Here is a 12984-nt window from a genome sequence, read left to right as displayed (position 1 = left end):
CTAGCCCCCGTCCTCACCGCGCGCGAATCGCTCGATCGCCCGCACCTCGTCCACCGGCAAAAACGGCAGCACTTCCTCCACCGCGCCCGGCTGCATCGGCGCCGCGCCGAGCCGGAGCGCCGCCGCCTTGCCCACGGCCGCGACGAACGGGCTCGGGCTCATGCAAAGCGTGAGTACCTCCGAAAGCAGCTCCCGCGTCCTCAGCATGGCCGCGAGCATCGCGGCGAGTGGACCCTCGTCCACGGCGCGCCGATGCCCAACGAGCGCGCCCCGCAGGATCGACGCCGTCTCGTGCCCCGGCGTCCGCGACGCCACCCCTCGATACCCCGCCGCCGGCATTCCGAGCTGCGCCGCTCCTTCCGGCGACTCCAGCATTCGCCGCGCCCGGCCCAAAAGCTCCGCGAACGTCGCCTGCGTCCCTTCGATCGACACCGCGCCGTCGAGATCGAGCGCCACCGGCTTTTTCGCCGCCGCGACGTACCCCGCGAAAGCCACCGGCAGTACCGTGATCGGCGCCGAAGCGGGACAAACCGCGCGATACGTCCGGCCGTCGACCTCCACGAAAAACATCTCCACGGAGCTGTCCTCGCTCACCGCGACCGTGCGGTGCCGGATCTGCGAGATCCGCGGCCACGGGAGGACCTCCGGTTTGCCCTCGGGATCCAGCACGAACCCCCACGGCTCGATCCGCATGGCCACGCGGCGGCCGAACGGGCTCAGATCTTTGGCGATGACGATGCCTCGAAGGGCCCCGACGAGCGGGAGGCCGAACGCGTACCAGGCACCACCTTTGCTGACGGCGTAAATCCCTGCGCTCACGCCCGCGAGGACCACCGTATTCACGGCGGCCTGGATCCACGGCCCCGCCCCGGGACCCGGCTCGAGCTCCACGTGGCGCAGCTCGTCGATGACGACCACGCGAGGCTCGGGGCGGGCAAGCAGCTTGGTCATTGGCAATCGTATTTCTGGTAGCTCACGCCCTGCTCGGTCCGCACCGAATACACGACGCCGCCCTCGTCGAGCACTGCCATGTCGCGGAACGTCTCCTCGGGCATCGTATTCACGGGCAGGACCGCCGTGCCCGTCGGAATGCCCTTGAGCGGCTCGTGGCAAGACAGGACCACGGACTCCTGGTCGTTCTGCACGAGCAACGTCGCCAGGTAAATGGTCCCCGTCTTGTCCGTATCGAGCAGCAAGATCCCGCGGATCTCGCTCCCTTGCCGGATCTCGCGCGTGTACCGGTGCTGCATCGTCGCCCGATCCACCGACGAGATGTACATCCGCCCGGCCTCGGGCTCGATGATCCCGGCTTTGATGTAGCTCAACCCGTCGCGCGTCGGCCGGCCCGGGACCTCGGTTCGATCTACCGGCTGCCCGTCGGTCGTCCCGATTCGAAGGAGCGGGCCGTGTTCCTTTTCGACGTACACGTCCTTGCCGTCGACGAACACCCCCGTGACGAATCCGAGCTCGTCGAGTCCCTCGCCCTCGAGCGGCACCTCGCCGAGCACGCCGCCCTTCTCGTCGTACATCACGATCGATTTGCTGTTGAATCGATCCAGCACCGCGACCTTGCCGTCATCGGTCACGGCCATGTCTTGCGCCGCTTCTTGTTCCTTCAGCGGGATCACGGATTCGGGCTTGCCGTCCGGCCCGACACGCACGACCCGGCCATTGACCTGATCGAGCACGAACATGTTGCCCTTGGCGTCCATCGCCAGGCTCATCGGCGCCTCGGGGTTCGCCTCGTCCGGGCGCGACCGGCCGAGCTCGTTCATCCGGCTCCCGCCCCACGTCGCCGAAAACAGGACCTCCGGCCCCTTCTCCGACGGCGGCGCCGACGCATCCACCACGATGGTCACGGCCGAACCCATGGGCCGCGGCGCGTCCTCCGGCGAGGTCCCCGATGCGGGCTTTTCGCCGTTCGGGTTCGCCGGCCGCGCCTCCTTCGACGTCCCGTCGCCCGAGCACCCGCGCGCCACCACCACACCCGCGGCAGCCGCGGCGAGAACGGCCACGAGCGCCACCACCTTCTTGCGCATGGGCCCGTTCTACCAGAGCCGCACACGCAAGGAAAAGCCCGCGCCAAACACCAGGCTGGATCAACAAAGATCCACCCGGTGGGGAAAGATGGATCCAACCCTGGAATGGGAGGGTCGCCGCGCAGAATCCCAAGTCGCCTTACGCCGTCCCGATCGGTTCCATCATCGCCGAAGTTTTCGCTCGTGGTTGCGGCATTGGTCGTGGAAAACCCCTGCGCGAGGCCATGGACGCGTCTGGCACGAGGCTTGTACGATGGCCTTTCCACGTCCAGGAGCCAAAGCCCAATGAAGACCAACGCTCGCCGCCTGTCGCTGTCGATTGCAGCCGCCGCCATCGCCCTTGGAATGGGTATGCTCCCCGCATGCTCCGGGGACGACTCGTCCGAGGAGCTCATCGGCGCCAACGAGGATCTCGGCTCCACCAGCGAAGGCGTGGCCGGCACGATCGCCGTCGGCACGACCCTCAAATCGACGACGGACGTCAACCTCCGCACCGGCCCCGGGACGAGCTACTCGGTCCTCCACGTCGTGCCCACGGGCGCGAAGGTCACGGTCGAGGCCGCCGACCCGAAGAACGGGTTTTACAAGATCAAGCACGACGGCACGGTCGGCTGGAGCTCCGGCAAGTATTACACGACGGTCTCCTCGGGCGGCGGCAGCACGGGCGACCTGAGCGCCGCACAGCAGGGCGCGATCAACCGCGGCAAGTCCATGAAGGGCTTTTCGTACTGGTGGGGCCACGGCCGCTGGAAGGCGGACGGGCCGACCTCGTCGACGAAGGGCTCCTGCTCCGGGAGCTGCCCGAACTGCTCGCACAGCGGCTCGTACGGCGCGGACTGCTCGGGCTTCGTCGCCAAGGCCTGGAAGGTCCCCTCGTCGAACGACGACATCACGGTGGACTCGCACCCCTATGGCACGATCCACTTCGTGAAGGACTCATCGAACTGGAAGACGGTCTCGCGCTCGAACGTGAAGCCCGCCGACGCCCTGGTGTACAACTCGGGCGGCGCCGGCCACATCATCCTCTTCGAGAAGGGCGACGGCTGGGGCTCGATGTACGCCTACGAGTGCAAGGGCTGCTCCGCCGGCTGCGTCTACGGCCTGCGCACGGCCTCCTCGTCGTACAAGGCGATCCGCCGCGCCGGCTGGTGAAACGGCCGGGGTCCGGGGCTGAGCATTGGTCTCATCCTGGGAGGCGCTGCGCTGGGGCTTTGCCCCAGGCCCCACCAGGGGCTATCCGCCCCTGGACCTGGACCAGCGCAAGCGCTGGACCCGGGGTCGATGAACTGCGCAACGCGCAGTTCATCGAACAGGCCAGGTCAAGACCAACGACAACCCTGCCCCCCAAGACGCGGCGCTGACGATTCAACAGGCAACGTGCCCGTCGCCAGCGGGCAACGCACCTTCCTGGTCTTGCCACCGGCCTGTTGGAAGAACTGCGCATCGCGCAGTTCTTCCACGAACGGTCCAGGGCTTGCCCTGGTTCGGGTCGAGGGGCGAACAGCCCCCGCGGGGCCCGGGGCAGCGCCCCGGCGTGGCGGCCCCAAAAAGAGACCAATGCTCAGGGCTCAGCGCCCCCCGGACCTCGTTTTTCGTGACACACCATTGCGGGATCGCATCGCGTGTGCGATCCCGGCTTTGAGCGTCCCTTTCGTCACGATTGATCCAAGCTCGGCGCCGAGCTCGACCAAGGTCCGCGCCACCTCGGGCCGGATCCCCGTCAGCACGACCTCCGCCCCGAGTAGCGACACCGCTTTCGCGGCCTTCACGACGAGGTCCGCCGTCTGCGCCTCGACCTCCGGCACGCCCGTCACGTCGAGGATCACTGCGCGCGCCCCCGTCTGCGTCACGCCTTCGAGCAGCGTCGTGAGCACCCGATCCGCGCGCCGCTCGTCGAGCCCGCCTACCAGCGTCATGGCCAGGATCTCGTCGTCGATTGGCACGAGCGGCGTCGAGAGCGCGAGCAGGCTCTCCTCCTGCGCCTCGAGCACCCGCTCCCGGAGCTGGGCGTCGGTTCGCTCTGCCTCGGCGCGCTTCAGGTCCGTGATGTCCATCGTCACGCCGCGCAGGCCAATCGACGCCCCTGACTCGTCCCGGATCGCCGTCATCCGGCAGTTCACCCAGAGCGTCCGGCCATCCTTGGTGATCCAACGATAGGCGGACGAACCGCTCCCCTCCACCGAGGCGCGCTCCGCGTCGGCCTGGGCGTGCGCGTGATCCTCGGGGTGAACGAGCACGCGCCAGAAATCCGGACGCCCCCAGTCCTCGGGCGTGTACCCCGTGATCGGCAGGACCGCGTCGCTCACGTAGTTCGTCCGGTTCCCGCTGGGATCAACGACGAAATAACTCTCCCACGCGACGCCGGGTACGTTCGCGACGAACCCGTCGAGCCGCTGCCGGAGCGCGCGTTCTTTGAGCAGGACCTCCTGCGCGTTTTGCTCGGCGCAGGCGCGCCGGTTCACGTCGAAGACCACGCTGTGGAGCTTGGCCGGGCGCTCTTCTTCGGCCGGCTCGTACAGAAAGTGTGTATCGACCCAGGTATGACCGCCGCCCTTGCGCAGCATTCGATGCGGCGAGAGGTGCGACTCGCCGTCCTCGAGAAAACGCATCGCCTCCGCGTTCGCCTGGGCCCGATCGTCGGGGTGAATGATCGACGTGAAGAAGTCGGGCGAGCCCATGCAGTCCTCGACCGAATAACCGAGCAACGTTTGAAGCCCGATTCCGCCGATGAACGTGGGTCGAAAGACGCCGGAGGGCACCTGTTCGAACTCCAGGACCACCCCGGGCACGAGCGCGATGAGGTCCTCGAGGACGGCGGCGCGCTCCTCCGCGAGCCGCGCCCGCTCCTCTGCCGCCGCGAGTTCGGCGCGCAAGGACTCGATCGTATCGTTCGACTGCCCCATGGTCTGGATGCTCCTCCGGAAGAATTTGACCATACCAGAACTGAATCCAGGGCTCGGGCTTTTTCGGGGGGCGAGGGGCGCGGGCGGGGGAGGCGACGGGCGTGACGGATCACGGCCGAGCGTGCGCCCCTTTTGCGTCGCTCGTCCGCTCGCTGCACACGTGGCGAGCGGCATCGCGCGTGCATTGACGGCAAGCCGAGCAGAAGGTCCTCCGGACCCGCGCCCGAGGGGGCGTCCCCGCGCGCCGGATCTCGCGTCGAAAGTCGCGTCCTCCGAAGGGGACGCCCCCCTTTTTTCCGCGAGATTCCTCTAGCCGAAGACCTCGCGCGTGAGCGCCTCGATGGCCATGCGTACGGCGTCGTCGCTGGAATGGCGCACCCGGAAGCCTTTGGCCGCGAGCTTGTCCGGGCTCATCGAGGAGCGGGGCACGTCGCCGGGCCAGCCGCGATCGCCGCCGGTGAAGCGGATCGTGGCGTCGGGGTAGGGGGAGGTCTTCACGCAGAGCTCGGCGATGCGGGCGACGGAGGTCTGGTCGGGCGGGGCGAGGTTGTAGAGGCCGAGCCGCTCCTCGGCATGATCGAGCCCGAAGAGCATGCCGTCCGCGCAGTCCGAGACGTGGAGGTAAGGCTTGGATTGCCGGCCATCACCGAGCACTTCGAGCTCGGTCTTCCGGTCGCGTAGTTTTTTCAGGAAATCGAGCGCGGCGCCGTGGGTGCCGCGGGGGCCGACGACGTTGCCGAAGCGGAAGATGGTCGCGTGCAGGCCGAAGCACTCGACGAACGCGCTGATGAGCGCCTCGCCCGCGAGCTTGCTCGCCCCGTAGAGCGAGATCGGCAGGTGGCCGATGTGGTCCTCTTTGCACGTCTCCGGCGTGTCCCCGTAGACCGTGCCCGACGACGAGAAGACGAGCCGGGGGACGCCGGCGCGGCGCATCGCTTCGAGCACGTTGTATGTGACGATCGTGCCTTGTTCGAGGTCGAGCCGGGTCCGCTCGAGGCCCCAGCGCGCCTCGGGGTTCGCCGAGAGGTGGAAGACGACGTCGTGGCCGGCGGCGGCCGCCGTGAGCCGCTCGAGGTCGAGCGCGTCCGCCTCGACGAGCGTCACGCGCCCCGCATCCAGATGTTCCTTTACGAAGGCACGTTTCCCGACGGAAAGGTTGTCGTACACGGTCACGGGCCCGCGCCTGACGAGCCGGTCCACGAGGTGGCTGCCGATGAACCCGGCACCACCGACGACGAGCGTCTTCATGTGTTCTCCATCCCTGAGACGTGCTCGATCCGTGCCGCGAACTGAAGCTCGTCGCGTGTGACGAGCCGCATCGGCGTGTCGTGGATGCGCAGCGGCCAGCGGAGCTCGGTGATGCGCCCGCGCGCTTCTCGCACCATGTCGATCCACTGGGCCGGCGAGAAGTACGTCCCCCGCACGAGCACGCCCGCCTCCGCGTTGCCCACGACGTCCATCGCCAGGAGCAGCGCCTCCGAGACCGCGCCGAAGCGGAAATGATCCTTCACCAGCACCGCGCGCGAGGCCACGCGCAGGCACTCGGCGAGCACCTCGGAGGGCGCCTCGCAATGATGCAGGACGTCGGAGATCGTGACGATCTCGAACGCGCCGTCCGGGAACGGCAGGCGCCGGCCGTCGTAGGGCACGACCTCGATCACCGTGCGGGGACGAACCAGCACGTCGACGCCCGCGACGCGGCGCGCGCCCACGCGCTGCGCCACGGCCGCGGCGATGGCCCCGTCACCCGCGCCCACGTCGAGCAGCGATACCGCCTGTCCTGCGAGCTCGGCGAGCGCGTCCGTGATGCGTCGAGCCCGCGGCATCGTCACGGCGCGCCGGTGCAGCGCGAAGAGGGCCTTGTCGATCCCCAGCACGGACGGCGGCTTAGCCGAGGCGGCCCGGCGTGGCAACGTGCTAACGTCCGCGACGCTCGTGGACAAGGCCGCCCTCTCCCTTCCGCGCCGTTTGCTTGCCGCCGCGCGGCGTGATCCGCCCCGCGCCATCGCCGCGCTTCTCGCGGGCCTATCGATGCTCGCGGCCGTCGTCGTGGTGCTCTTGCCGTGGCTGCTGAAGACGCACACGTTCGGCTTCCACGACTGGGACGTGCAGACCTCGCACCGCTACCTGGTCAAGAAGAGCCTGCTCGATCACCACGAGATGCCCTTCTGGAATCCGTACGCGTGCGGAGGATTTCCCGCGTGGGGGTACGTCGAGGCGGGAACGATCGTCGTGTCGCCGTGGCTCCTCGCGTACCTGTTTTTGCCGATGAACCTCGCGATCCGGATCGAGGTCGTGGGCATGGCGCTCCTCGGCGCGGCGGGCGCGTACGCGGCCGGATCGCGGTTCACGAAGAGCCATGGGGCGCGGGCGCTCGTGGCCGCGCTCTGGGCGGTGAACGGGCGCTGGGCGCTGCAAACGGCCTCGGGCCACACCTGGCACCTCGCCTACGCGTTCCTCCCGTGGGCGCTCTTCTTCTTCGAGCGCGCGCGACAGAAGCCGCACCGCGCCCTCGACGTCGTCTTGCTCGGGGCCACGTTCGCCGCGCTCGTCTACACGGGTGGCATCTATCCGCTCCCGCACACGGTGCTCGCGCTGGGGCTTTATGCGATCGTGCTCGGCGCGCTGGAGAAGAGCGCGCGACCGCTCGTCGTGCTCGGCGCTTCGGGCCTCTTCGGCGTCGCGCTCGCCGCGCCGAAGCTCCTGCCGATGCTCGATGTCTTCGGCAAGGCGCCGCGGCTCGTGCCTTCGACGGAAGCGATCGACATGGGCGCGCTCTTCGCGATGCTCACGGCGCCCGATCAGGGCTTTCATTCGCGGCCCGTGCGCGTGCCGGCGTACGGGTGGCACGAGTGGGGGATGTACATCGGGCTGCCCGGCGTGCTGATCCTCGCGCTTGGGCTGCTTCTCGTGCAGGGCAAGCGGGAGGCGGCGCTCAAGGTGGTGGGCGCGATCTTCGGCCTGCTCGGGCTCGGGGCGTTTCACCCGAACGCGCCGTGGACGCTCCTGCACGAGCACGTGCCGGTGTTCCGATCGCAGCACGTTCCTTCGCGGTTCCTCTATCCGGCGGTGCTGATCCTCTCGATCGTGGCCGCGAGCGGGATCGGTCGGCTCGTGGAGCGGGCGGGCCGGCGGCGGCCCTTGCTCGACGCGGCGCTCGCGGCGGTCGTGTTTCTCCTCGGGATCGACGTGGCGCGGGGGGCGCAGAAGCCCATGACGCAGTCGATGTGGATGGTGCCGCCCGATCACATCCCCGCGAACCGGCCCTTCCATTTCGAGAAAAACCCGCCTTTCCAGTACAAGCAGCGCGACTGGGCGGGGCCGATGTACCTCGCGATGCTGGGCAACACGGGCGTGCTCGATTGTTACGGTGCGCCGCCGTTCGAGCGGAAAGGCGCGCTCGCGTCGGACGACGGGCGCCACAAGGGCGAGGTCTTCGTCGCGGAGGGGGCGGGGACGGCGAAGCTTTCCGATTGGAGCCCGAATGCCGCGACGATCGAGCTTTCCGGCGCGGAGGCGGGGGCGCTCGTCGTGTACAACATGAATTACGACGAGGGCTGGCGGGCGTCGGCGGGCAAGGTGGAGAACGTGGACAACCGCGTGGCCGTGCGATTGCCCCAGGGCGTGACGACGCTCTCCTTGTGGTATCGGCCGCCGGGGTTCGTCCCGGGGCTCTTCGTGGGGATCGCGGCGCTCGCTGCCGCGATCGCGCTCGTGCGCGCGGAAAAACGCGAGGACGAGGGGAAGGTGCAGGGATGAGGTGGCCGCGTGTGGCGCTCGGGGCCTTCGTGGCCCTCGGGATCGTCGAGCTCGTCGGGTTTTTCGTGTCCTCGCGGCGAAAGCCCGATTTCGCGGATTGGGCCGCCCTCATCGGACCCGTCGCCGAGGAGCGAAAGCAAGGCGAGCTCGTGGTGGTCGCGCCGTCCTGGGGCGAGCCGCTGGCACGGCAAGCACTCGGCGACGAGATCTTTCCATTGCGCGACGTGGCGCGGCCAGACGTGTCGCGTTATCGCACGGCGCTGGAGATCTCCGCGCTCGGGGAGACCTCGCCCGAGCTTTCGGGCTTTCGCGAGATCGGCCGGCGCGAGGTCGGGCCCTTCGTGATCCGGCGGCTCGAAAACCCGAGCCCCGCCGCGGTCGTCTTCGATTTCGTCGACGGCCTCGGCCCCACGCAGGCGAGCGTGCACACGACGAGCCCCGAGGCCCTGTGCCCGTGGACCACGAACGCCCGCGTCCTCGCCGGCGGCCTCGGCGGCCATCCCACGTTCCCCGCGGCGCGCTTCGAATGCCCTGGCGGGCCGTTTTTCAGCATCGGCCCGACCGTCATCGCGGACCAGGATTTCCGCCCGCGCCGCTGCCTCTTCGCGCACCCGCCGGCGCGCGGGGAGGTCGTGACACGTTTTTCGGGCGTGCCGCTCGGCACTGTGATCCGCGGGCATGGCGGGATGTACTGGATCATCGAGCGGGAGCGGAAAGGCGCGCCGGTCGCGCTCGCCGTGCGCGTCGACGGCGAGGAGATCGGGCGCTGGGAGCATCGCGACGGTGATGGATGGGCGGCGTTCGAGATGCCGCTCGGCGCCCACGCGGGCAAGAAGAGCGCGACGGTGGAGTTTTTCGTGTCGAGCAAGAACCACGCGCACCGGCACTTCTGCTTCGAGGCGGACACGCGATGAGCGGGACGAAGCTCACCTGGAAGGACGATCTCGTCGCGGCGCTGCTCGCGGGCCTCGTGATGGTCGTGCTCGTCGCGACCGTGGGAAACCTCGGCTATGCGCGTGACGAGGGGTTTTACTTTCACGCGGCCGATAGTTATCGCCGGTGGTTCGAGCTCCTCTTCGAGAACCCGCGGGCCGCGTTCGAGCCGAAGGCGATCGACAATGCGTGGCGGGTGAACAGCGAGCATCCGGGGCTCATCAAATCGCTGTTCGCGCTCTCGAACCTGTTCTTGCAGAAGAAGTGGCATCTCTTCGCGATGGAGGGGACGAGTTATCGTTTCCCGGGGATCTTCCTCGCGGGCGCGGGCGTCGCGCTCGTCTATCGGTGGGGGACGGAGGCACGCGGGCGGATCGCGGGGCTCTTCGCGGCGATCGCGCTCTTCTGCATGCCGAACTTCTTTTATCACGCGCACCTCGCCTGCTTCGACGTGCCGGTCGTGACCATGTTCCTTCTCGCCACGTATTGCTTCTGGAAGGCGATGCGGGAGGGCGGGTCCCGCTGGCCGATCGCGGCGGGCCTCGCGTTTGGCCTCGCGCTCGATACCAAGCACAATGCGTGGTTCTTGCCGATCCTCGCCGTGACGTACGTCGCGCTTTGCCTCGTGCGCGACCGGCTGACGGGCGGCGACATGAAGGAGACGGGGCGGAGAGCGCTCGCGGCGCTCGGGGCGATGGCCGTGCTCGGGCCGCTCGTGATGTACGCGCTCTGGCCGTGGATCTGGCGGGACACGTTCGCGCGGCTCGCGGCGTATGCGTCGTTCCACCTGAATCACGAGTATTACAACATGGAGTTCCTCGGGCGGACGTACTGGACGCCGCCCATGCCGCGCCTGTATGCGCCGCTGATGACGGCGGCGACGGTGCCGACCGTGACGCTCGCGCTCTTCGCCTTGGGCCTCGTCGTGCGGTCGCGGGCGCGGATCCAGGCGTTTCTGCGGGCGCGGGCGGGCAAGATCGCGCGGCGCGAGGGCGGGGAGACGGACCTGCTCTGGCTGATGGCGATCGGCATTTCGTACGGCGCCTGGCTCCTGCCGAAGACGCCCATCTTCGGCGGCACGAAGCACTGGATGCAGGCGTATCCGTTCCTCGCGCTCTTCGCTGGGGCAGGGGTGTCGTGGCTCGTCTCCGTGCTCCGCGTTGAGCTTCGGAAGCTGAAAGCGGGAAGCGTCCGCAAATTCGCGCATGGGCCGGCGGCGGCGATGGCGCTGCTCCCGGTGCTCTTGGCGGCGCCGATCGCGGAGACGGCAGCGTCGCATCCGTGGGGGCTCTCGAATTACGTGCCGCTCGTGGGCGGGGCGAAGGGCGCGGCGACGCTCGGGCTCAATCGGACGTTCTGGGGGTATACGACAGGCGCGGTGGTGGATTACCTGAACCGCGAGGTGCCGCGGGGCGGGACGGTGTACATCCACGATACGGCCTGGCCGTCGTGGGACATGCTGCAAAAGGATGGCCGGCTGCGGAAGGACATCCGCGGGGTCGGCACGGTGCACGAGGCGGAGTTTGCCCTCTACCACCACGAGCAGCACATGCAGGGGCAGGAGTATCAGGCCTGGGTGGCCTACGGGACGGTGCAGCCGGCGCACGTGGCCGGGCTGCAGGGGACGCCGGTCATCTGGATTTATCGGCGGAAGGGGCGGTAGGACGGGAGCCGCCGCCGTCATTCCCATCCACCCGCTTGATCGGCCGGGCCGGATTCCCCGCCACGACCCACCCCGCCGCGACATCCTTCGTGACCACGCTTCCCGCGCCGATCACCGCTCCGTCCCCGATCGTCACCCCCGGCAGCACGATCGCGCCGCCCCCGATCCAGACGTCGTCGCCGATCCGGACCGGCTTCGCGAACTCGCGCCCCGACGCCCGCAGCGCCGCGTCGAGCGGGTGCGTCGCGGTATAGATGTGCACGCCCGGGGCGAGCAGCGCGCGGTGGCCGATGTCGATCCGATTGCAATCGAGCAAGACGCAGCCGAAGTTCATGTAAAGGTTGTCGCCGGCGTGGATGTTCACGCCGTAATCACACCGGAATGGCGGCTCGATGAACGCCCCGCTGCCGAGCGTGCCGAAGAGCGCATCGAGGATCTCGCGCCTCAGGGCGGGCTCGTCCTCCGGGACCTCGTCGTAGGCCCGGCTGAGGCGGCGCGCATGGGCGCGGGCGGCCACGAGCTCCGGGTCGTCCGGTCGATAGAGTTCCCCGGCCAGCATGCGTTCGCGCTCGGACATGCGTGTGTCCTAGCGCCATGCCCGGTCCCCGTCCATACCCGTGCTCGTGTAACGAGCCCTGCGACGCCATTCTTGCAGCGAACCATGGGCACGTGTAAGCCTCGGCGGTGCATGGAAGCGACATTGATCTGAACCTCGTCCGCGCGTTCGTCGCCGTCCACGTCGAAGGCAGTTTCTCTGCGGCCGCCGCGCGGCTCGGCGTTCCGCGCTCCACCGTCAGCCGCGCGGTCGCCGTGCTCGAAGAAACGCTCGGCGTGGCGCTCTTCCATCGAACGACGCGGCGGGTCTCCATCAGCACGGCGGGCGCTGCATTGTTCGACCGTGTCGCGCCGCTTCTTCAGGCGCTCCAAGCGTCGCTCGCCGATCTGCCGGAGCGCGAGGCGGCCCCTTCGGGCACGCTGCGGCTCACCTCGACCGTCGACCTTGGTGCGATGGTCCTCGCCGAGGCGATCGCGCGGTTTTCGGTGCGTTATCCGAACGTACGCGTCGAGGCGCACCTCACGAATACGGTGGTCGATCTCGTGAAAGAGAGCATCGATCTCGCGATCCGCGTCTGGAGCAAGCCGCTCCGCGATTCGACGCTCGTGGCGCGAAAGGTCGGAACGCTCGCCATCCGCCTGTACGCCTCGCCGTCGTACCTTGCGAGGAGGGGTGTGCCGCGCGCGCCGGCCGACCTCGATGGCCACGACTGGATTGCGTTTCGAGGCGTTCCCCCGCTCTTGCTCTCGGGACCTACCTCGAAGGCGACCGTGTCCGTGACTCCACGTGTCACGGGCGACGACATGTGGTTTCTCCGGGAGGTCATCAAAGCAGGTGCGGGGATCGGTTCGTTGCCGTCCTTCATGGCCGACGCGGACGTCGCTGCGGGCACCCTGGTGCGCGTCCTGCCGCGCTGGCTCGCGTACAGCGGCACGGTCTACCTCGTGCATTCGGGCCGCAAGCACCTGCCCCCGAAGGTCACCGCGTTCCGCGAGCTCGTGGCCGAGATGCTTCGGCAGCGCCCGCTCTCGGGTCCTGACGAAGCCGAGCGCTGATTGTTGCAGAGGTGCACCAAAGATTCCCGTACGCAATCATTGTTATGAGAAGCGCGCGATCGTAGCTTCCGTCCCC

General features: G+C 68.6%; 11 protein-coding genes. 5 read left to right on the top strand and 6 right to left on the bottom strand.

Annotation, left to right across the window (positions count from 1 at the left end):
- Together KEG57_RS24010 and KEG57_RS24005 are read right to left on the bottom strand one after the other, a co-directional pair.
- Positions 1-951 (bottom strand): hypothetical protein, encoded by a 951-nt coding sequence (locus KEG57_RS24010; protein ID WP_272423235.1) that lies wholly within the window; start codon positions 949-951, stop codon positions 1-3.
- Positions 948-2039: an NHL repeat-containing protein gene (locus KEG57_RS24005; protein WP_272423234.1), complete on the bottom strand. Its 1092-nt coding sequence runs from the start codon at positions 2037-2039 to the stop codon at positions 948-950. The genes KEG57_RS24010 and KEG57_RS24005 overlap by 4 nt, the downstream gene beginning before the upstream one ends.
- 285 nt (positions 2040-2324) lie before the next feature.
- Here KEG57_RS24005 and KEG57_RS24000 point away from each other — a divergent pair, with 285 nt between their 5' ends.
- Complete coding sequence (locus tag KEG57_RS24000) at positions 2325-3191, top strand: SH3 domain-containing protein (RefSeq protein ID WP_272423233.1); 867 nt, start codon at positions 2325-2327, stop codon at positions 3189-3191.
- Positions 3192-3607: 416 nt separating this feature from the next.
- Here the strand turns inward: KEG57_RS24000 and KEG57_RS23995 are convergent, their stop codons facing one another.
- From KEG57_RS23995 to KEG57_RS23985, 3 genes are all read right to left on the bottom strand, one after another.
- On the bottom strand, positions 3608-4942 hold the full coding sequence (locus KEG57_RS23995) for a PAS domain-containing protein (protein ID WP_272423232.1): 1335 nt from the start codon (positions 4940-4942) through the stop codon (positions 3608-3610).
- A 309-nt stretch (positions 4943-5251) separates the two neighbouring features.
- Complete coding sequence (locus KEG57_RS23990) at positions 5252-6190, bottom strand: NAD-dependent epimerase/dehydratase family protein (RefSeq protein ID WP_272423231.1); 939 nt, start codon at positions 6188-6190, stop codon at positions 5252-5254.
- Complete coding sequence (locus KEG57_RS23985; RefSeq protein ID WP_272423230.1) at positions 6187-6819, bottom strand: methyltransferase domain-containing protein; 633 nt, start codon at positions 6817-6819, stop codon at positions 6187-6189. The genes KEG57_RS23990 and KEG57_RS23985 overlap by 4 nt, the downstream gene beginning before the upstream one ends.
- Here KEG57_RS23985 and KEG57_RS23980 point away from each other — a divergent pair.
- The 3 genes from KEG57_RS23980 to KEG57_RS23970 are packed head-to-tail and all read left to right on the top strand — an operon-like array spanning position 6803 to position 11297.
- Entirely contained in the window at positions 6803-8701 is a 1899-nt protein-coding gene (locus KEG57_RS23980; protein ID WP_272458818.1) for a putative glycosyltransferase family protein, read from the top strand. The two genes, KEG57_RS23985 and KEG57_RS23980, sit on opposite strands and share 17 nt — an antisense overlap.
- On the top strand, positions 8698-9615 hold the full coding sequence (locus KEG57_RS23975; protein WP_272458817.1) for a hypothetical protein: 918 nt from the start codon (positions 8698-8700) through the stop codon (positions 9613-9615). Before KEG57_RS23980 ends, KEG57_RS23975 begins: the two co-directional genes overlap by 4 nt.
- Entirely contained in the window at positions 9612-11297 is a 1686-nt protein-coding gene (locus KEG57_RS23970) for a glycosyltransferase family 39 protein (RefSeq protein ID WP_272458816.1), read from the top strand. Before KEG57_RS23975 ends, KEG57_RS23970 begins: the two co-directional genes overlap by 4 nt.
- On the opposite strand, the gene KEG57_RS23965 is transcribed toward KEG57_RS23970, so the two are convergent.
- Positions 11266-11874, bottom strand: a complete 609-nt coding sequence (locus tag KEG57_RS23965) for a sugar O-acetyltransferase (RefSeq protein WP_272423226.1) — start codon at positions 11872-11874, stop codon at positions 11266-11268. The genes KEG57_RS23970 and KEG57_RS23965 overlap by 32 nt on opposite strands.
- 107 nt (positions 11875-11981) lie before the next feature.
- On the opposite strand from KEG57_RS23965, the gene KEG57_RS23960 reads away from it, so the two are divergent.
- A complete protein-coding gene (locus tag KEG57_RS23960; RefSeq protein WP_272423225.1) occupies positions 11982-12908 on the top strand; it encodes a LysR family transcriptional regulator in 927 nt (308 codons plus the stop codon).
- Positions 12909-12984: the final 76 nt, after the last annotated feature.

This window comes from Polyangium jinanense (assembly GCF_028435365.1).
The sequence above is the reverse complement of the archived record's forward strand: the minus strand, read 5'-3'. Positions and strand labels throughout refer to the sequence as shown.